Consider the following 21,323-nt stretch of genomic DNA (forward strand, 5'->3'; position numbering starts at 1 on the left):
AGGCGCGATATTTTGCCTGTCCCCAACGATGCGACACCCCAATCGCATTTTTGGTCGTCCGGTCAAGCGAAAGGCCTGTTGTGTTTCGCACAACAGGCCTTTTGTGTTTCTTCGTGCGGCTTACGCCGACATTAATCCGCTCAGCGTGGCAATAGGCTTGCACCCATCAGGGCTTCATCGATCGCACGCGCCGCCTGACGGCCTTCGCGGATCGCCCAGACCACCAGCGACTGGCCGCGGCGAACGTCGCCCGCCGCCCACAGCTTATCGACGGAGGTTTTGTAGTCAGTCTCGTTGGCGATCACATTGGTGGAGCCGCGACGGTCGGTATTCAGCGCCAGCTTGCCGTTCATTTCCTTCAGCACGCTATCGGTGAAGGGACCGGAGAAGCCGATGGCGATGAAAGCGAGATCAGCCTTGATGATGAATTCCGTGCCGGCAATCGGCTTGCGGCGGTCATCCACCTGACAGCACTTCACGCCGGTCAACACGCCGTCTTCACCGACGAACTCAAGTGTCGCCACCTGGAACTCGCGAATGGCGCCTTCGGCCTGAGAAGAAGAGGTGCGCATCTTGGTTGCCCAGAAAGGCCAGACCGCCAGCTTGTCTTCCTTTTCCGGCGGCATGGGACGAATGTCGAGCTGGGTGACCTTCACCGCGCCCTGACGGAAGGCGGTGCCGACGCAGTCGGACGCCGTATCACCGCCGCCGACAACGACAACATGCTTGCCACCGGCAAGGATCGGATCGGCCGGCCAGCCGACGCTGTCGATGTTCTCACGGCCGACGCGACGGTTCTGCTGCACGAGATACGGCATGGCGTCGTAGACACCATGCAGATCTGCGCCGCCGATGCCGGCAGGACGAGGAGTTTCCGAACCACCGCAATAAAGCACCGCATCGTGATCAGCCAGGAGCGCCTCGACGGTCACATCAACGCCGACATTAACGCCGTAATGGAAGGTGACGCCTTCGCCCTTGATCTGCTCGACGCGGCGGTCGATGAAGTTTTTCTCCATCTTGAAATCCGGAATGCCGTAACGCAGCAGGCCACCGGCCTTCGATTCACGCTCATAAACGTGCACCTCGTGGCCGGCACGGCCAAGCTGCTGAGCGGCCGCCATGCCAGAGGGGCCGGAGCCGATGATGGCGACTTTCTTGCCGGTGTGGATCGTCGCCGGCTTCGGCACGATGAAACCCAGCTCATAGGCCTTGTCGGCAATCGCCTGTTCGACGGTCTTGATGGCGACCGGCGCATCCTCGAGGTTCAGCGTGCAGGCTTCCTCGCAAGGCGCAGGACAGACGCGGCCGGTAAATTCCGGGAAGTTATTGGTGGAATGAAGGTTGCGGATCGCCTCTTCCCAATTGTTGTTATAGACCAGATCGTTCCAGTCGGGGATCTGGTTGTGCACGGGACAGCCCGTCGGGCCGTGACAATAGGGAATGCCACAATCCATGCAGCGTGCCGACTGCTTCTGCACTTCGGCATCCGACATCGGAATGGTGAATTCGCGGAAATGGCGGATACGATCCGATGCGGGCTGATACTTGCCCACCTGCCGGTCGATTTCCAGAAAACCTGTTACCTTGCCCACGTTTATGTCCTCACATCAAAGCGGAGCGCCTGTCGGGCCCCAGTACCAGTAAGCGAAACCGAAAGCCGCCCCCAATACGATGAACTCAAATCCGATCTCGCCGCTCGTCCAGTAGATCGCCGTGGGAACGGCGATCGCGATCAACAGCGAGACCAGTTGGTGTAATATCTTCACGCGGCGGATTACTCCGCTGCCACACCCATCTTCATCCGCTCCATGTCCTCAAGCGCACGACGGTACTCGACCGGCATGACCTTGCGGAACTTCGGGCGGAACTCGCTCCAGCGGTCGAGTATATCCTTGGCGCGCGCCGAGTTCGTGTAGTGGAAGTGGTTGGAGATCAGCTGGTAGAGGCGCTCCTCGTCGTGGCGCGTCATGTCCTCGGAAACGTCCACGCGTCCCTTGTGCATGAGGTCGCCGCCGTGATGGTGCAGCTTTTCCAGCATGTCGTCTTCTTCCGGAACCGGCTCCAGCTCGACCATCGCCATGTTGCAGCGGGTAGCAAAATCACCGGTCTCATCGAGAACATAGGCCACGCCGCCGGACATGCCGGCCGCGAAGTTACGTCCCGTCTCACCGAGAACCACCACGATACCGCCGGTCATATATTCGCAGCCATGGTCGCCGACACCCTCGACAACCGCGACAGCACCGGAGTTGCGCACCGCGAAACGCTCGCCCGCCACACCGCGGAAATAGCACTCGCCGGTGATCGCGCCGTAAAGCACGGTATTGCCGACAATGATCGAGTTTTCCGCGACAATCCGGGCGTTTTCCGGCGGGCGCACGATGATGCGGCCACCCGAAAGTCCCTTGCCGACATAGTCATTGCCATCACCCACCAGATCGAAGGTGATGCCACGCGCGAGGAACGCGCCGAAGGACTGACCGGCCGTTCCCTTGAGGGTGACGTGGATCGTATCGTCCTTCAGGCCCTTATGGCCCCAGCGCTTGGCAAGCGCACCTGACAGCATGGCGCCAGCGGAACGGTCGACGTTCTTGATCGGCACTTCGAAAACTACGGGCTCGCGGCTTTCGAGCGAGGGCAGCGACTTCTCGATCAGTTTGCGGTCGAGAATGTCGTCGATCGGGTGCTTCTGGCGCTCGGTCCAGAAGGTTGCTTCCTTGGGAGCCTCGACCTTGTGGAAGATGCGGCTGAAATCCAGCCCCTTGGCCTTCCAGTGCGCCAGCATCTCATCTTTTTCGAGCAGTTCGGAAGCGCCGATGATCTCGTCCAGCCGGGTAACGCCAAGCGAGGCCAGGATTTCGCGCACTTCTTCGGCAACGAAGAAGAAATAGTTGATGACGTGTTCCGGCGTACCCTTGAAGCGCTTGCGCAGAACCGGGTCCTGCGTCGCAACGCCAACGGGACAGGTGTTGAGATGACACTTGCGCATCATGATGCAGCCCGCCGCAATCAGCGGCGCGGTGGCAAAGCCGAACTCATCCGCACCGAGCAGCGCGCCGATGATGACGTCGCGGCCGGTCTTCAGACCACCATCCACCTGCAGTGCCACGCGTGAGCGAAGGCCGTTCAGCACCAGCGTCTGCTGGGTTTCAGCAAGGCCGATTTCCCAGGGGCTGCCGGCATGCTTCAGCGAGGTGAGCGGCGAAGCGCCGGTGCCGCCGTCGAAACCGGAAACGGTGATGTGGTCGGCGCGGGCCTTGGCAACGCCGGCCGCAACCGTGCCGACGCCCACTTCAGACACCAGCTTCACCGAAACATCGGCTTCCGGGTTGACGTTCTTCAGATCGTAGATCAGCTGCGCCAGATCTTCGATCGAATAGATATCGTGGTGCGGCGGTGGCGAAATGAGGCCGACGCCCGGCGTCGAATGCCGGGTCTTGGCAACCGTTGCATCCACCTTGTGGCCGGGCAGCTGACCGCCTTCGCCGGGCTTTGCACCCTGCGCCACCTTGATCTGCAGCATGTCGGCATTGACAAGATATTCCGTCGTCACACCAAAGCGGCCCGAGGCAATCTGCTTGATGGCCGAGCGCTCCGGGTTCGGCTTGCCGTTGAGCAACGGCAGATAGCGGTCGGATTCTTCGCCGCCTTCGCCGGTGTTCGACTTGCCGCCGATACGGTTCATGGCGACGGCAAGCGTTGTATGCGCCTCGCGGCTAATGGAACCGAAGGACATGGCGCCCGTCGAGAAACGCTTGACGATATCAGCTGCCGGTTCGACATCGTCAATGGAGACCGGCTTGCGGCCGAGTGCTTCCGCCGACTTGACGTTGAACAGGCCACGAATGGTGTTCATGCGCAGCGCCGTATCATTCACCATGCCGGCGAATTCGCGGTAGCGATCCTGGCTGTTGCCGCGCACGGCATGTTGCAGCGAAGCGACCGCGTCAGGCGTCCAGGCGTGGCTTTCGCCACGCATGCGATAGGCATATTCGCCACCGATATCGAGCGTGTTGGCAAGGATCGGGTCCTTGCCGAAGGCCGCCGTGTGGCGCGTCACGGTCTCTTCCGAAATTTCCGTCAGGCCCACGCCCTCGATGGAGGTCGCGGTACCGAAGAAATATTTCTCGACGAATTCCGAAGACAGGCCGATGGCGTCGAATATCTGCGCGCCGCAATAGGACTGGTAGGTGGAAATGCCCATCTTGGACATGACCTTGAGAATGCCCTTACCAACCGCCTTGATGTAGCGATAAACGACTTCGTCGTCGGACACTTCCTTCGGGAAGGCGCCGTGCTTGTGCATGTCGAGCAGCGTATCGAAGGCGAGATAGGGGTTGATCGCCTCGGCACCATAACCGGCGAGCAGACAGAAATGGTGGATTTCACGCGGCTCACCGGTTTCCACCACGAGACCGACCGAGGTGCGAAGACCCTTGCGGATCAGGTGGTGATGCACGGCAGCCGTCGCCAGAAGTGCCGGGATCGCGATACGATCAGGGCCGAGCTGGCGGTCGGAGAGAACGATGATGTTGTATCCGCCGCGTACAGCCGATTCGGCCCGCTCGCACAGGCGGTCGAGCATATCGGGCATGCCTTCCGCGCCACGCTCCACATCATAGGTGAAGTCGAGCGTCTTGGTATCGAAACGGTCTTCCGTGTGGCCGATGGAGCGGATCTTTTCCAGATCGCCATTGGTCAGGATCGGCTGGCGCACTTCCAGACGCTTGGCGCGAGCAGCACCTTCGTGGTCGAGAATGTTCGGGCGCGGACCGATGAAGGACACGAGGCTCATCACAAGCTCTTCGCGGATCGGGTCGATCGGCGGGTTCGTCACCTGCGCGAAGTTCTGCTTGAAATAGGTGTAGAGCAGCTTCGACTTGTCCGACATGGCCGAAATCGGCGTATCGGTACCCATCGAACCGATGGCTTCCTGGCCGGTCGTCGCCATCGGCGACATCAGCAGCTTCGTATCTTCGCTGGTGTAGCCGAAGGCCTGCTGGCGGTCGAGCAACGACACGTCGCGGCGCAGCGCGCGCGGTTCCACCGGCTTCAGCTCTTCAAGGATGAGCTGCGTGCGGTCGAGCCAGGTGCGGTAAGGGTGCTTGGCGGCAAGCTCGTGCTTCACTTCCTCGTCGGAAACGATGGAGCCCTTTTCCATATCGATCAGCAACATCTTGCCCGGCTGCAGACGCCACTTCTTGACGATGCGCTCTTCCGGCACCGGCAGCGTGCCGGCTTCCGACGCCATGATGATGCGGTCGTCATCGGTGACGAGATAACGCGCCGGGCGCAGGCCGTTGCGATCAAGCGTCGCGCCGATCTGCTTGCCATCGGTGAAGGCGACGGCGGCCGGGCCGTCCCACGGCTCCATAAGTGCCGCGTGATATTCGTAGAATGCCTTGCGCTCGGCCGACATCGACTGGTTGCCGGCCCAGGCTTCCGGTATCAGCATCATCACGGCATGGGCCATGGAATAACCGCCGCGCACGAGGAATTCGAGCGCATTGTCGAAACAGGCGGTGTCCGACTGGCCTTCATAAGAAATCGGCCAGAGCTTGGAAATATCGTCGCCGAACAGTGCAGAGGAAACCGACGCCTGACGCGCCGCCATCCAGTTGACGTTGCCGCGCAGCGTGTTGATTTCGCCGTTATGGGCGACCATGCGGTAGGGATGGGCCAGCTTCCACGACGGGAAAGTGTTGGTCGAGAAACGCTGGTGCACGAGGGCGACGGCGGATTCAAAACGTGGATCAGCCAGATCCTTGTAGTAGGCGCCAACCTGATAGGCGAGGAACATGCCCTTATAAACGATGGTGGAGGAGGAGAGCGACACGGGATAGAAATCCTGTGTCTCCTTGCCGCCGCCCTCGTCATAGATGCGGTTGGACAGCACCTTGCGGATCAGGAACAGCTTGCGCTCAAAATCGGCATTGGTCGCTGCTTCGCGCCCCGCACCGATGAAGACCTGAACATGGTGCGGTTCTGTCCCGGCAATATCCGGGGCCTTGGACAGCGAAGAATTGTCAACCGGCACATCACGGAAGCCGAGGAACTGCTGTCCCTCCTCGCCGATGACATCAACGATGACTTTCTTGTAGTGCTCGATGCGGGACGGATCGCGCGGCATGAAAATGTGGCCAACGGCATATTCGCCAGCCTTTGGCAGCGTCACACCCTGGCTCGCCATTTCCTCGCGGAAGAAACGGTCGGGGATCTGCACGAGAATGCCGGCACCATCACCCATCAGCGGATCGGCACCGACAGCGCCGCGATGCGTCAGGTTTTCCAGAATGAACAGGCCGTCCTTGACGATCTGGTGCGACTTCTGGCCCTTCATATGGGCAACAAAGCCGACGCCGCAGGCGTCATGTTCATTGGCGGGATCGTAAAGACCCTGCTTTTCCGGCAGGCCGCCCGCGAAACGCGCTTTCGCAGAAACGGGTGCGGCCACAGCCGCGGTGGGACAGTCTGTGGTCAGGGTTGCGGCGGCGATCTCTGCCTGCGGCTTATGCGTCATGTTTGTCCCTCCTGCAAAATTACTTGCATGGTTTCATGCGAAGATCCGGCTCGACCACGAATTCTCGCTTCCAGCAAAAATCGCACTCAACCCGGCTCAATCAAATTTAGGACAGCAAAGCTGTCTCAATTCACAAGGATTTTGGCAGAAACCGGCGAAATTGGCAAGGGTGCGAATCCAATTAGTCGGACCGTCCTTTTGCAGTGAAGTTTCGATACTGACCTATTGCGCGAAACTTTCTTGTCACAGAACCGGCCGAGCTGTTGCTTTCATTACCGGATTTGCCAATCGCAAGGTTAGGTCCTAGAACTTTCCCCGTCATCGCTTCACGCAGCCCCAAAACAGACCCTCAGCTATCGGAAAGCCTTCAGAGATGTTTTTTGCTTCAGACAATTGGGCTGGCGCCCATCCGGCCGTCAACGAACGGCTTTCGCGGGAATCCACCCGCTTTGCCGCCGCTTACGGCACCAGCGAACTCGATCTCTCCATCGAAAAACGCTTCAACGAGATATTCGAGCGCGAGGTCGCGGTGTTTTTCGTCGCCACTGGCACGGCGGCCAACTCGCTTTCGCTGGCCAGCATTGCCCGCCCCGGCGGCCTGACCTTCTGTCATTCGGAAGCCCATGTGATCGAAGATGAATGCGGCGCGCCTGATTTCTTCAGCGGCATGCGCATGGTCGCCGTCGAAGGGCCGGATGGCAAGATGCTGCCGGAAAACCTGATCGAACGTATCGCGCGTTATCCGCAGGACGCCGTTCACCATGGCCGCGCCGCCGCCATCACCATGACGCAGGCAACCGAGGCCGGCACGGTCTATACGCTCGATGAAATCGACGCCATCGCCAGGATCGCCAAGGACAACGGCCTGCCACTGCATATGGATGGCGCGCGTTTTGCCAATGCGCTTGCCGCACTCGGCACCACGCCGGCCGAAATGACCTGGAAACGCGGCGTCGACGTCCTGTCTTTCGGCGGCACGAAAAACGGCTGCTGGTGCGCGGAAGCGATCGTCTTCTTCGATCCCTCGCTCGCCCGGGACTTCTCCTTCCTGCGCAAGCGCACCGCCCAGCTTTTTTCGAAATCGCGTTTCATCGCCGCGCAGTTCGAAGCCTATCTGCAGGACGATCTGTGGCTCGGTCTCGCCGGCCACGCCAATGCCATGGCCAACCGGCTGCGCGCCGGCTTCGGCTCGCTCAACAGCGCCCGCCTCGCCTGGCCGACACAGGCTAACGAAGTGTTCGCCATTCTGCCGAAGGCAGCCGCCGAAGCCGCAACGGCCAAGGGTGCGAAGTTCTATGACTGGCTGGAGCCGCGCGACATGCCGGAAAAGGTCGGCAAGGACGAAATGCTGATCCGTATGGTCACCAGCTTTGCGACGACCGAGGCCGACGTGGACGAATTCCTGTCGATCTGCGCCTCTGTCTGACACAACATTTGAGGGCGCTCCATAATGGCGCCCTCAAACCTCCTGAAGCCGGTAACCGACACCGGTTTCCGTCAGGATATAACGTGGCTGGTCCGGGATTTTTTCGATCTTCTGGCGGAGCTGGCGCACATAGACCCGCAAATATTGCACGTCGGTCAACTCGTCCCACGCATGCTCAAGTAAAAATCGGTGCGTCAGCACCTTGCCCGCATGCTGCACCAGAACCCGCAGAATATCATACTCCTTGGGCGAAAGTTTCACCTCGCGGTCCTCCACCTTGACGATGCGCCGGACGAGATCGACCGAAAGATCGCCGGTTTGGAATACCGGTCTTTCCCCCTGGCTCTGCAGGCGGTGGCGCAGGGCGACGCGGATGCGGGCGACAAGCTCGTTCATGCCGAAGGGCTTGCTTATATAGTCATCCGCCCCCAGTTCCAGCGCCTTGACGATACCTGCCTCATCCGTGCGGCTGGAGAGAATGATGACCGGCAACGCCAGTCCTTCGCCACGCCATTTCGCCAGCAGATCATGCCCCGACATGTCAGGCAGGCCCAGATCGAGAATGACGAGATCGGGCTTGTCCTGCTCGACGAGCTCCATCGCCACCTTGGCATTCATGGCCTCGCTCACCGCATATCCTTGCGTCGACAGCCCCACCCGCAAAAGCTTGCGGATCGGCGGTTCATCGTCGACGATCAGAATGCGGACGGCGGAATTGGTCATTCCCGATCTCCCTTAGCGGCACGGCAAAGCACGTGAATGATTCTCTTCTGAAATCGCGCCCTAATCATGATCTAGCACGGGAGCGTCAGGGGAAGCGGGCAGGCTTATGATAAATTGCGCGCCTGAGCGACCTGACCTGTTCTCCGCCCGGATCGACCCGCCCATGGCCTCGATGAAACCCTTGCAGATGGATAGCCCGAGACCCGTGCCGGCCTGCACATGGTCCACCTTGCGCACCCGGTAAAAACTGTCGAACACCCGCTCTGTATCATCAGGGGGAATGCCCGGCCCCTCATCCGCAACGGACAGGAAGACGTGCCTGCCCTGTCGCCACCCTCTGATCTCGATGGCCGTCTGTTCAGGTGCGTATTTGGCAGCGTTGTCGATCAGATTAAACAACACCTGCTCGAAAAGCACCGGATCGACCTTCAGCATCGGCAGATCAGAGGGAATATCGAGAACGATCTCATGCCGGACAACGATTTTCGCCGCGCGCGAAAGCGCCGTGCCGACCATATCACCAACAAAATGCAGCCCGTAATTCGGTTCCATCGCACCTGAGCCAATTCTTGTCATATCCAGCAGATTGGAGATGAAACGGTTCAGCCGCTCGGACTCCTCAATGATCGTCGAAAGTAACTCTGTTCGCGCATCTGGCGGGATGTCGTCGGCAAAATCCTTGAGCGTTCCGGCAGACCCTAGAATGGCGGCAAGTGGCGTCTTCAGGTCGTGGGAAATGGAGGTAAGGAGAGCGGTGCGCAGCCGGTCGGTTTCCGCCGCGAGCCTTGCCCTGTCGACGTCCGAGACAAGCTGGATACGTTCAACGGCAAGCCCCGCCTGATCGGCAAGCGCATCGAACAGCCGCTGCTGTTCGGGTGTCAAAAGCGGGCCCACCCGGTCGTCATCCAGCCCCACCACGCCGATGGCGCCGCTGCCGGTGCGTAACGGCAGATAAAGGCGCTTGGCACCCGGCAGCGTATCCGCACCGCGGCCGGTGGCTCTGTTATGCTCCCATGCCCATTGCGCAGCGGCAATATCGGCATCCGCCAGCGTATCATCCGGCGGATACCCCGCCTTGACGGTAATCGTATTGTTTTCCGGCAGCAGCAGAACGACCCGGACCTTCAGCATCGAAGCCATCTGGTAAGCGGTTGCCCACAACACATCATCCAGTGTGCCCGTGCCCGCCAGTTTTTTCGAGAACAGATAGAGGTCCTCGGTCGTGCGTGCCCTCGCCCGCGCCGACGCCGCCTGCCTCTGCACCGCGACGGCCAGATTGGAGGCAACCAGGGCCACCCCGAAATAAAACAGCAGCGCCACGACGCTGTCCGGCGCGCTCACCGTCAGCGTGTAACGCGGCTCCAGAAAGAAGAAGTTGAAGGCGAAGGCGCCAAGCAGCGAGGCATAAAGTGCCGGCCCCAGCCCGCCGCGCACGGCCGCAGCCAGAACCGCCATCAGGAAGACCAGCGCCAGGTTCCGGACGTCGAGCATCTGGTCCAGCCCGATGCCGACAACGATAGCCACGGCCACCAGCAGCGTACTGCTGAGATAGGCCTTGATCCGATTGCCAAGGCGCGGAGATGCCTGCTTTACCGTCGGTGCCGGCTTTTCCGCCGTCTTGTCGCCGGAAATGACGTGGACGCTAATATCACCCGCATGGTCGATCAATTCATGGGTGAGAGAGCGCTGAAACAGGCGCTGCCACCAGTTCTTTTTCGGACGGCCGATGATGATGTGAGTGAAATTATTGGCGTTTGCATAGGCGATGATCTCACGTGTCAGATCAAGTGCCGGCAGGGTTACCGTCTCGCCGCCCAGCTTCTCGGCAAGCCGCATGGTGCCGGCCAGCCGGTCCTTCTCCGCCTCCGATAGTTGCTGCGAACGCGGCGTATCGAGATGCAGCGCCGTCCATGGCGCGCGCAGCCGGTCTGCCTGCCTTCGGGCATAACGCACCAAACCCGGGCCGTTGCCGCCGTGGTCCAGACAGACCAGAACCCGGTCTCCAGCAGCCCACGGGCCGGAAATGGCATGCGACTGCATGTGGTTGAGCAACTGCTCGTCCACCCGTTGCGCCGTGCGTCGCAGCGCCAGTTCACGCAACGCCGTCAGGTTGCCGCGCGAGAAATAATTCTCGATGGCGCGCCGCGCGGTGCGGGGCATGTAGACCTTGCCATCCTGCAGGCGTTTCAGCAGATCATCGGGGGTGATGTCGATGATTTCGACATCGTCGGCCCTGTCGATGATGCTGTCAGGCACGGTTTCTCGCACGCGGATGCGGGTGATCTGCGCCACCACATCATTCAGGCTTTCGACATGCTGGATGTTCAGCGTCGTATAGACGTCTATTCCCTGTGCGAGGATTTCCTGAACATCCATATAGCGCTTGGGGTGGCGGCTGCCGGCGGCATTGGTATGCGCCAGTTCATCAACCAGCACCAGAGCGGGGCGGCGGGCGAGTATCGCATCGAGATCCATCTCCTCCAGTATCTGACCGCGATAATCGATGCGCTTGCGGGCGATCACCTCCAGCCCTTCGACCAACGCCTCGGTTTCGCGGCGGCCATGGGTTTCCACGACGCCGATGATCGTGTCGACGCCATCCGCAAGCTTCGCACGGCCGGACATCAGCATTTCATAGGTCTTGCCGACGCCGGGGGCTGCACCCAGAAAAATCTTCAGCCGGCCCCGTGCCTCGCGCCGGGCATTTTCCAGCAGCGCATCGGGCGACGGTCGGCTCGGCATATTGCTGATATCGTCAGGCATATAACCCACCAGTGGTCGAAGCTATGGCTTCCGAAGAAGCCATAGCCATTTCAGTTCATGAGCCGGCTGCGTCAAGAGCCATGTTGAGCGCCAGTACATTTACGACGGGTTCGCCCATGAAGCCCAGTTCCGGTCCCTCGACATGACGCTCGACAATGGCACGCAACGCGGTTTCATCCATGCCCCTTGCCTTTGCGACGCGCGCAACCTGAAAATAGGCGGCCTCAGGCGAAACATGCGGGTCGAGACCGCTGCCCGATGCCGTCACCAGATCGGCCGGCACTTCGGCTGCCGGGTTTTCGGCTTTCGCGGTCTCATAATCCTGTTTCACCCGGTCGATCAGCTTGGCGCTGGTCGGGCCAAGATTGGAGCCGGAAGAGGAGGCAGCATTATACCCGTCACCAGCGGCCGACGGCCTGCCGTGGAAATATTTCTCACCGGTGAAGGCCTGTCCGATCAATTGCGAACCCACCACGCTGCCGTTTTTCTCGATCAGGCTGCCATTGGCCTGAAAGGGAAAGAGCGCTTGCGCAAGGCCCGTCATGCCCAGCGGATAGGCAAGGCCGGTGATGGCGGTGGTGGCAAGGATCAGCACCAGTGCGGGACGAAACTGTCTAAACATTGTCTTTACTCCTCAGGCAAGACCAAGCGCCGTAATGGCGAGGTCGATGGCCTTGATGCCGATAAAGGGAACGATGATGCCGCCGAGGCCATAAATGACCAGATTGCGCGACAGCAGCGCGCCGGCGCCGATCGGACGGTATTTGACGCCCTTCAACGACAGCGGGATGAGCGCGATGATGATCAGCGCGTTGAAGATGATGGCGGAAAGGATCGCGCTTTGCGGCGTCGAAAGCCCCATGACGTTCAGGACGCCAAGCTGCGGATAGAGCACCAGGAACATTGCCGGAATGATGGCGAAATATTTGGCGATATCGTTGGCGATGGAGAATGTCGTCAGCGCGCCGCGCGTCATCAGCAACTGCTTGCCGATTTCGACGATCTCGATGAGCTTGGTCGGGTCGCTGTCGAGATCGACCATATTGCCCGCCTCGCGCGCCGCCACCGTGCCGGTGTTCATGGCGACGCCGACATCGGCCTGCGCCAGCGCCGGGGCGTCGTTGGTGCCGTCGCCGCACATGGCGACGAGCTTGCCCTTGGCTTGCTCCTCGCGGATCAGCTCCAGCTTGTTTTCCGGTGTCGCCTGGGCAAGGAAATCATCGACGCCTGCTTCCGCCGCAATGGCAGCAGCCGTCATCGGATTGTCGCCGGTGATCATGACGGTGCGGATGCCCATGCGGCGAAGCTCGGCGAAACGCTCGCGAATGCCGCCCTTGACGATATCCTTCAACTGCACGACGCCGAGCAGTTTTCCGTCCCGCACCACGGCAAGCGGCGTGCCGCCAGCCTTGGCGATCTCTTCCGCGATGGCACGGATCCCACGCGCGGCATCGGTTTCAGTTTTGACGGCCAACGCCGCATTGCCCTGTTGTGCAACGCCGCCATCGACATAGGACAGCACGGCATCGACGGCACCCTTGCGAATGGAGGCGCCCTCAAAATCGATGCCGCTCATGCGGGTCTGGGCGGTGAACGGCACGAAGGTGGCATGCAGCTTCTGCATGTCGCGGGCGCGGATGCCGTATTTTTCCTTGGCGAGAACGACGATGGAGCGGCCTTCCGGCGTCTCATCGGCAAGCGAGGCGAGCTGTGCGGCATCGGCAAGCTCCTGTTCGGAAACGCTGGCGATGGGCCGAAACTCGGTCGCCTGCCGGTTGCCGAGCGTGATGGTGCCGGTCTTGTCCAGCAACAGCGTATCGACGTCACCTGCCGCTTCGACGGCGCGGCCGGACATGGCAAGCACGTTGAAGCGCACCAGCCTGTCCATGCCGGCAATACCGATGGCGGACAGAAGAGCGCCGATGGTTGTCGGGATGAGCGTCACAAACAGCGCTACCAGAACGATGATCGGGATGGAGCCACCGGCATAGGTCGCGAAACTTGGAATCGTCGCGGTGGCCAGAACGAAGATCAGTGTCATGCCCGCGAGCAGGATGTTGAGCGCGATCTCGTTCGGTGTCTTCTGGCGCTCGGCACCTTCGACCAGCGAAATCATCCGGTCGAGGAAGGTGGAGCCTGCGGCAGCGGTGATGCGCACCCTTATCCAGTCCGACAAAACCTGCGTGCCGCCTGTGACAGCCGAGCGGTCGCCGCCGGATTCGCGGATAACAGGGGCGGATTCACCTGTTATCGCCGCCTCGTTGACGGAGGCGACACCTTCGACGACTTCGCCATCCGAGGGGATGATATCGCCGGCTTCCACCAGCACGATATCATTCACCTTCAGGCTGGTGCCCGCCACCATCTTATACTGGCTGCGGTCATCGCCGGTCAGCAGTTTCGCCTGGGTTTCGGTGCGGGTCCGGCGCAGCGAATCCGCCTGCGCCTTGCCGCGCCCTTCGGCAACGGCTTCGGCAAAATTGGCAAACAGCACGGTGAACCAGAGCCAGAGGTTGATCTGGAAGGAAAAGCCGAGATTGCCGCTGCCGATGATCAGATCGCGGATGAAGAGCACGGTCGTCAGCACCGAGACCGTCGCCACGACGAACATGACCGGGTTGCGGGCAAGCGTGCGCGGATTGAGCTTTTTGAATGCGGCGGCAATGGCCGGCACGAGAATGCGAGAATCGAGGATGCTCGCTTGTTTGGACTGGCTCATGGAGAGGCTCCAGCGTTTGAAACAGGGCGACCGATAAGGGTCGATCAGCCCGTGAGAACTTCGAGAGCGACGACGGCGGCGAACAGGGCCGCCATCATCGCAAGAATGAGATTGGACGCGCACCAGCCGCCGGGACCGGCGCTCCTTTTGACGGGAGCACCAGTGCGGACGGGAAGGTTGCGTCGGTATCGAGGGGTGTCATTGGTCATCGTGCCACCTCAAAAGACCTGGCCCGCTGCCATCACCAGGTGTTCCGCCACCGGACCAAGCGCCAGCGCCGGCAGGAAGGTGAGGCCACCGACAATCAGGATCGTGCCGACAAGCAGGCCGACAAACAGCGGACCATCGGTCGGGAAGGTGCCGGCCGATGCCGGAACGGTCTTCTTGGTGACCAGCGAACCGGCAATGGCCAGTGCCGGAATGATCACCAGAAAACGCCCCATCAGCATGCCGAAACCAAGGGTAATGTTGTACCAGGTGGTATTGCCGGTGAGACCGCCGAAAGCCGAGCCGTTATTGGCAGCTGCCGAAGTATAGGCATAGAGGATCTCGGAGAAACCGTGCGGTCCAGCCGTGCCGATCGACGCCACCGCCGATGGCAGGACCGTCGCCGTGGCGGTGAAAGCCAGCATGGCGAGCGGCAGGCAGAGGATGGCCAGAATCGCCATCTTCATTTCCTTGTCCTCGATCTTCTTGCCGAGATATTCCGGTGTGCGGCCAACCATCAGACCCGCCACGAAGATGGCGATGATGATGAACAGCAGAATACCGTAGAAACCCGCGCCGACACCGCCGACGATCACTTCACCCAACTGCATGTTGATGAGCGGGACGAGACCGCCAAGCGCCGTGAAACTGCCATGCATGGCGTTGACCGCGCCGCAGGACGCGGCTGTGGTGATGACCGCAAACAGCGACGAAAGCGCCACGCCGAAGCGGACCTCCTTGCCTTCCATATTGCCGCCCGCAAGACCAAAGCCGTGCATCAGCGGATTTCCGGCCGCTTCCGCCCAATAGGTGACGGCGACGCCGGCGATGAACAGAACGCCCATGGCCGAAAGGATCGCCCAGCCCTGGCGCTGGTTGCCCACCATTCGCCCGAAGACATTGGTGAAGGCCGCCCCGATCGCAAAGATCGAAACCATCTGGATCATGTTGGAAAAGGCATCAGGGTTTTCAAACGGATGCGCGGAATTGGCGTTGAAGAAACCGCCGCCATTGGTGCCGAGCATCTTGATCGCCAGCTGCGATGCCACCGGACCGACCGCAATCGTCTGCTGCGCACCTTCGAGCGTTTGTGCCGTGACATAGGCACCGAGCGTCTGCGGCACGCCGAGCCACACATAGACAAGGGTCAGTACGATGCAGAGGGGCAAAAGCACGTAGAGCGTCGCACGGATCATATCCACCCAGAAATTGCCGATGGCCTTGCCCGAAGCGCGCGAAAAGGCGCGGATGAGGCCGATGGCGATTGCCATGCCCGTGGCGCCGGAAACAAAATTCTGCACGGTCAAACCAACCATCTGGGTCAGATAAGACATGGTGCTTTCGCCGCCATAATTCTGCCAGTTGGTATTGGTGACGAAGCTGACCGCCGTGTTGAACGACAGTTCCGGCCCGACGGACGGCATTGCCTGCGGATTATAAGGCAGCACGGCCTGAAAACGCATCAGCGCGTAAAGCAGGACAAAACCGAGGAGGTTGAAAAGCAGCATGGAGAACGCATAGGTCGTCCAGTGCTGTTCCTCGCGCTCACTTGTTCCGGCAAGGGCATAAAGGCCGCGCTCGACGGGGACAAGAACCGGCGAAAGCAGGGTGCGTTCACCACTAAAGACACGCGCCATATAGAAGCCGAGCGGCTTCACCAGCGCAAAAATGATCCCGCAAAACAGCAGAATCTGAAACCATCCATTGAGGGTCATTGTATTGGACTTTCAATAGCCGCCGCTTCCCGATCAGAAGCGTTCGGGGCGAATGAGAGCATAGGTGAGATAGGCGGCGATAAAGACGGTGACGGCACCGCTGAGGACATAGTCGAATATCATCGCAGCCTCCGTCTAAAGCCGGTCGCAGGCGCGCGTATAGGCAAAGCAGAGAGCGAAAAACACCGTCGCTGCGCCGATCAGAACAAGGTCCATCATGATGGGACTCCTTTTTTCCACGAGGAGCCGGACAGGAAGAAAAGCGCCGCCATGTGGGACGTCGCTTTTCATTCTTTCTGGCTCAGGAAAGGAACACCATCCCTTCCCGAACAGAAGAATGCACCCGAACCGCATAAAGGTTCGAGACGGCCAAAATGGGAATAAAATAGGAATCCTATAGGAATTTCGATGCCCGCAGACGCGGGCACCGCTGCTGTTTCTTAGAGAGAAAGCGGCTCGCCGAAAGCGGAAACAATGGTTTCCGCGGTGCTTTTACCGGCCAGCAGCGCCGCCAGCAGAATGCGGGCCTGGCCTGGGCGAAGCGTGGAAGAATGCACGGCACCGGCCGCGACAAGGTCATGTCCGCCACCGCCGCCGCCATAACTTGCGACAAGACGGCCTTCCGGCACACGGCTGGAAACGACGACAGGGACGCCACGTTCCGCGCAACGTTTCACCGCCTCGGCAATAGCAGGATTGGCGTTACCGGAACCGAGCGCGGCGAGCACGATACCTCCAGCGCCCGCCTGCAGGCTCGCATCAATATGGGTGGCGTCACAGCCGGGATGGATGGCGACGATATCAACCCTGATATCGTTGACAGGAGCGACAAGGCTCGGCGCTGAGGCCTGAACCAATGGTCGCGCCGAGCGAAAGGCGTCCGCCGCATCCGCACTCAGCTTGTAAAGCCCCCAGGCAGGCAGACAACGACCGCCGAAGGACAGAAGCACGCCCTTTGCGGCATTCTGCGGATCAAGCGCGGTTTCTATCGCCTGCGCCAGATTGGCCGGTCCGTCCGCATCCGGGTGGTCCGCCGTAAACTGTGCACCGGTGAAGACCACCGGCTTGGTGAGACTATTCTGCAAATTGACGAGTAGCGAGGATTCTTCCATGGCGTCGGTGCCATGCAGAACAACGACGCCCGCCACCGCGGGGTCGTTAAGTTCCAAGCCTACCGCATCGCTGATGCGCTGCATGTCTGCCAATGTCAGGCTGGAGGAATCCTTGGCCATCAGATCGACCGGCTTCAGCCGGGCGCTGATCTGCGGCACCAGCGAAAGCAGGTCCTCGCCGGAAAGACTGGGCGTACTGGCGCCATCGGCACCACGCCGGCTGGCGATGGTGCCACCGGTGGCGATGACCGCCACCAGTGAAGTTTCATCCTGCCCGCTCAATGCGACGGCCCCGCGCCGGCCGCACGTTCAGCCGCCAGACGGTGGATACGATCGCGCAGCAGATACCAGCCAATAATCAGCGCCGGGATGATGACCAGCAGCGAAGCGATGGTCCAGGAGCCGACGGGATAATCAAACGCCATCAGCACAAGTACGCCGAACAGGAAGACGAGCGTGAGAATGCCAGTGTAAGGCGCGCCGAACATGCGGAAATCCGGACGCGCCAATTCGCCGCGCTGCGAAAGCTGCCAGAGCTTCAGCTGGCAGAGCACGATGACGGCCCATGCGCAGATGATACCAAGTGCCGAGAGGTTAAGGGCAATTTCGAAGGCCGAAGCGGGAACGACGGCATTCAAGGCCACGCCGAGAACGGTGACCACGGCGGTGACCGCAATGCCGCCATAGGGCACGCCGGCCTTGTTCATCTTTGCCAGCGCGGCCGGAGCCGAGCCGGAAACGGCCATGGAGTGCAGAATGCGGCCGGTGGAATAAAGACCGGCATTAAGCGAGGAAAGCACGGCGGTCAGAACCACGAGGTTCATGATGACGTCAGCACCCTCTACGCCGATGGATCCGAAGAAGGTGACGAAGGGGCTCTCACCGGCCTTGTAGGCGGTATAGGGCAGAAGCAGCGTGAACAGCAGCACCGAACCGACGTAAAACACCACGAGGCGCAGAACGACGGCGCGGATGGCACGGGGCATGACCTTGCGCGGGTCTTCGGTTTCACCCGCCGCCGTGCCGATCAGCTCGATCGAGGCATAAGCGAAAACGACACCCTGAATGATGACGAAGGCCGGCAGAATGCCGTTCGGGAAAAAGCCGCCATTATCGGTAATGAGGCTGAAACCGGTGACATGGCCCTCGATGGGCGTGCCGAAGATGACGAAATAAACGCCGACGACGAGAAAAATTGCAAGCGCCAGAACCTTGATCAGGCTGAACCAGAATTCAAGCTCGCCGAAGACCTTGACCGACAGCATGTTCATCGCCAGCACGACCAGAAGCGCCGTCATCGCGAAGACCCATTGGTCGATGCCCGCCAGCCACGGAACATATTGCTTGAAGAAATTCATGTAGAGGGCAACGGCGGTCACATCCGCCACCGAAGTCATCGCCCAGTTCAGCCAATACATCCAGCCGGCGGCAAAGGCCATTTTCTCGCCGTAGAACTCACGGGCATAGGATACGAAGGAACCGGAGCTCGGGCGGTGCATGATCAGTTCGCCAAGCGCGCGCAGCACCAGGAATGCGAAGAAGCCGCAGAGCGCATAAACAAACACCAGCGCCGGACCCGCCTGCGCCAGCCGGCCGCCGGCGCCAAGAAACAGGCCGGTGCCGATTGCGCCGCCAATGGCGATCATCTGGATCTGACGTGGCTTGAGGGCCTTGTGGTAACCGAGGTCCTCTTCGACGAAGACCTCACGTTCGGCAGGCGCCGTTTTCCCAGAATGCATGGATTTATCCTCCCGATAAACTGCTTTAGTCGGCGATAAGCCGGAAATCAAAATGAAACTGGCACAGTCCGTGCTGGAAATATGGCCAGCATGCGCATGCATGCTGTAAAGCTGCATGACAGATTTTCGCCCCTCATAATGGCAGATAATGCCGTTCGTCAAGGGTATTCGATATGATTGACCTTCTCCTCAGCCCAGATTAAGGTCAAAAAATCTGTAAGACAGCTTTACAGATATAGCAACACTTAAAAGCCAGTGGAGGAAAAAGTGAGTGTGACGCGCAGGGAGCATGATTTGCTCGGAACGAAGGAAATTCCGGCTGATGTCTATTGGGGTGTGCACACCGCACGCGCGGTAGAAAACTTTCAGATCACCGGGGTGACCATCGGCCACAACCTCTATCTCGTCCGGGGATTAGCCTATGTGAAGGAGGCGGCGGCGCGCGCAAATCACGAACTCGGTCTGCTCGATACCGAGCGAATGGAAGCAATCGCTGCGGCCTGCCGCGAAATCCGCGCCGGCGCGCTGCACGAGCAATTCGTGGTGGATGAAATCCAGGGCGGAGCCGGCACCTCCACCAACATGAATGCCAATGAGGTCATCGCCAACCGGGCGCTTGAACTGCTCGGCCACCAAAAAGGCGATTATGCCCGCCTTCACCCCAACGATCATGTCAATCTCAGCCAGTCCACCAACGACGCCTATCCGACGGCGGTCAATGTCGGCCTGATTGAATCAATCGACGATCTGGCGGTCTCCATGGGCGTGCTGAAGGACGCTTTTGACCGCAAGGCGCAGGAATTTGCCGGCTTCATCAAGATCGGGCGCACGCAATTGCAGGACGCCGTGCCGATGACGCTCGGCCAGGAATTCCGCACTTTCGTGGTGATGCTGGGTGAAGATCAGGCCCGCCTGATCGAATCCGCGGCCCTGCTGCACGAGATCAATCTTGGCGCCACCGCCATCGGCACCGGCCTTAATGCGCCGCGCGGTTATGCGGCGCTTGCCTGCCAGCATCTGGCAGCGCTGACCGGACGGCCGCTGGTGACCGCGGTAGACCTTATTGAAGCGACACAGGACCCCGGCGCATTCGTGCATCTGTCCGGCGTGTTGAAACGCGTGGCCGTCAAGCTGTCGAAAACCTGCAACGACCTTCGCCTGCTCTCCTCCGGTCCGCGCGCCGGTATCGGCGAAATTACCCTGCCGTCGGTTCAGGCGGGTTCCAGCATCATGCCGGGCAAGATCAATCCGGTCATTCCCGAAGTCGTCAATCAGGTCGCCTATGCGGTCATCGGCAACGATATCACCATCACCATGGCCGCCGAAGCCGGGCAGCTGCAGCTGAACGCCTTCGAACCAATCATCGTGCGTGCCCTTTCCCAGAGCATCAGCCAGCTCAGCGCCGCCTGCCGGACACTGGCGGAACGCTGCGTTGACGGCATCGTCGCCAACCCCACCATCATGGCGCAGCGTGTGGAAGAATCGATCGGCCTTGCCACCGCACTCAATCCGCTGATCGGCTACTACGCGGCAACGGAAGTGGCCAAGGAGGCGCTCGCCAGTGGCCGCACCGTGCCGCAGGTGGTTCTGGAACGCGGATATCTGACGGAAGCGCAATTGCAGCAGGCGCTGAGCCCGCGGCACCTTGCCAACCTGCCGGCACTTACGGTTGACGAGCCCGATCTTCTCCAATGATCGTCGTCACCACCTGCTTCACCTGCCCAAGGTGAAGCTCCATCGCCTCGCGCGCCTCGGGTGCTGAACCCCGCCGGATCGCCTCAACGATCCGGCGGTGCTCGTAATTCGACGCAACGCGACGGCCCGCCATCAGATTGACCATCTCGGATTGCTGGGACACAGCCTCGCGGGCGTCAGCGACCACCTTGGCAAAGAGAGCATTGGCGGAAGCTTCCGCGATGGCGCAGTGGAACTGCCCGTCCAGCAACACCCAGGGGTGCGGCCTTTCTTCGGCGTCCATCCGGTCGCAGAGGTGCAGCAAAACCTGCAACTGGGCATCCGTGCGCCTGAGCGCCGCCCAGCCGGCCGCCGGCACTTCAATGAAGGGGCGGGCCTCGATCAGATCGCGGGCGGAATAAGCGCCGTAATTCAGTTCGGAAGGCGGCGTTGGCGTCATTACATATGTGCCGCTTCCAGTGCGGGTCTGCGTCAGCCCCAAAGTCTGGAGAGATCGCAACGCCTCGCGAATGATCGGCCGGCTGACGCCGTATCTTTGTGCCAGATGCGCCTCGGACGGCAGCCGCGTGCCGACCGCGATCTGCCCCGAAGTAATCGCTGAGCGGATATCTTCAAACACCGCTTCCGCGGCATTCTTGCGATTGATCGGCTGTGCATCCGCAAGCCAATCCGACAACCCGCCCATCTTTAAACCCTCCGCA

At 60.5% G+C, this 21,323-nt stretch carries 15 protein-coding genes; 2 read left to right on the top strand and 13 right to left on the bottom strand.

Translation table 11 applies throughout. The features are described 5' to 3' along the window. Nucleotides 1–140 precede the first annotated feature (140 nt). The 3 genes from EXN68_RS14655 to gltB are packed head-to-tail and all read right to left on the bottom strand — an operon-like array spanning nt 141 to nt 6,523. Entirely contained in the window at nt 141–1,595 is a 1,455-nt protein-coding gene (locus EXN68_RS14655) for a glutamate synthase subunit beta (RefSeq protein ID WP_046799952.1), read from the bottom strand. 15 nt (nt 1,596–1,610) lie between these two features. Continuing rightward, nucleotides 1,611–1,769 carry a hypothetical protein gene (locus EXN68_RS27665; protein WP_193559524.1) on the bottom strand — a complete coding sequence of 53 codons (159 nt, stop codon included), beginning with the start codon at nt 1,767–1,769 and terminating at the stop codon, nt 1,611–1,613. Nucleotides 1,770–1,777: 8 nt separating this feature from the next. After that, the gene (gene gltB / locus EXN68_RS14660; protein WP_142841582.1) at nt 1,778–6,523 is read right to left on the bottom strand and encodes a glutamate synthase large subunit; all 4,746 of its coding nucleotides are present in this window, start codon (nt 6,521–6,523) and stop codon (nt 1,778–1,780) included. A 373-nt stretch (nt 6,524–6,896) separates the two neighbouring features. On the opposite strand from gltB, the gene EXN68_RS14665 reads away from it, so the two are divergent. Then, complete coding sequence (locus EXN68_RS14665; protein ID WP_142841583.1) at nt 6,897–7,949, top strand: threonine aldolase family protein; 1,053 nt, start codon at nt 6,897–6,899, stop codon at nt 7,947–7,949. 33 nt (nt 7,950–7,982) lie between these two features. Here the strand turns inward: EXN68_RS14665 and EXN68_RS14670 are convergent, their stop codons facing one another. The 9 genes from EXN68_RS14670 to EXN68_RS14705 form a co-directional block, all read right to left on the bottom strand. After that, nucleotides 7,983–8,672: a response regulator transcription factor gene (locus EXN68_RS14670; protein WP_142841584.1), complete on the bottom strand. Its 690-nt coding sequence runs from the start codon at nt 8,670–8,672 to the stop codon at nt 7,983–7,985. Between the two features lie 60 nt (nt 8,673–8,732). After that, entirely contained in the window at nt 8,733–11,435 is a 2,703-nt protein-coding gene (locus tag EXN68_RS14675; RefSeq protein WP_142841585.1) for a sensor histidine kinase, read from the bottom strand. Nucleotides 11,436–11,490: 55 nt separating this feature from the next. Further along, nucleotides 11,491–12,057, bottom strand: a complete 567-nt coding sequence (gene kdpC / locus EXN68_RS14680) for a potassium-transporting ATPase subunit KdpC (protein WP_110758121.1) — start codon at nt 12,055–12,057, stop codon at nt 11,491–11,493. A 12-nt stretch (nt 12,058–12,069) separates the two neighbouring features. Continuing rightward, nucleotides 12,070–14,154 (bottom strand): potassium-transporting ATPase subunit KdpB, encoded by a 2,085-nt coding sequence (gene kdpB / locus EXN68_RS14685; RefSeq protein ID WP_142841586.1) that lies wholly within the window; start codon nt 14,152–14,154, stop codon nt 12,070–12,072. A gap of 44 nt (nt 14,155–14,198) precedes the next feature. Then, nucleotides 14,199–14,363 (bottom strand): hypothetical protein, encoded by a 165-nt coding sequence (locus tag EXN68_RS27670; RefSeq protein WP_174031935.1) that lies wholly within the window; start codon nt 14,361–14,363, stop codon nt 14,199–14,201. A 9-nt stretch (nt 14,364–14,372) separates the two neighbouring features. After that, nucleotides 14,373–16,076, bottom strand: a complete 1,704-nt coding sequence (gene kdpA, locus EXN68_RS14690) for a potassium-transporting ATPase subunit KdpA (RefSeq protein WP_142841587.1) — start codon at nt 16,074–16,076, stop codon at nt 14,373–14,375. Between the two features lie 33 nt (nt 16,077–16,109). Further along, nucleotides 16,110–16,199 carry a K(+)-transporting ATPase subunit F gene (gene kdpF, locus EXN68_RS14695; protein WP_035226808.1) on the bottom strand — a complete coding sequence of 30 codons (90 nt, stop codon included), beginning with the start codon at nt 16,197–16,199 and terminating at the stop codon, nt 16,110–16,112. 317 nt (nt 16,200–16,516) lie between these two features. Next, nucleotides 16,517–17,470, bottom strand: coding sequence for an asparaginase (locus EXN68_RS14700; RefSeq protein ID WP_142841588.1), 954 nt, complete (start codon nt 17,468–17,470; stop codon nt 16,517–16,519). After that, nucleotides 17,467–18,927: an amino acid permease gene (locus tag EXN68_RS14705; protein WP_142841589.1), complete on the bottom strand. Its 1,461-nt coding sequence runs from the start codon at nt 18,925–18,927 to the stop codon at nt 17,467–17,469. Before EXN68_RS14705 ends, EXN68_RS14700 begins: the two co-directional genes overlap by 4 nt. Nucleotides 18,928–19,194: 267 nt before the next feature. Between EXN68_RS14705 and EXN68_RS14710 the strand changes: the two genes are divergently transcribed. Further along, nucleotides 19,195–20,622: an aspartate ammonia-lyase gene (locus EXN68_RS14710; RefSeq protein WP_237681411.1), complete on the top strand. Its 1,428-nt coding sequence runs from the start codon at nt 19,195–19,197 to the stop codon at nt 20,620–20,622. Here the strand turns inward: EXN68_RS14710 and EXN68_RS14715 are convergent. Continuing rightward, nucleotides 20,591–21,307: a FadR/GntR family transcriptional regulator gene (locus EXN68_RS14715; RefSeq protein WP_142841591.1), complete on the bottom strand. Its 717-nt coding sequence runs from the start codon at nt 21,305–21,307 to the stop codon at nt 20,591–20,593. The two genes, EXN68_RS14710 and EXN68_RS14715, sit on opposite strands and share 32 nt — an antisense overlap. Between the last annotated feature and the right edge of the window lie 16 nt (nt 21,308–21,323).

The sequence above is a fragment of the Martinezella rhizogenes genome (assembly GCF_007002745.1).
Classification (GTDB): domain Bacteria; phylum Pseudomonadota; class Alphaproteobacteria; order Rhizobiales; family Rhizobiaceae; genus Agrobacterium; species Agrobacterium cucumeris.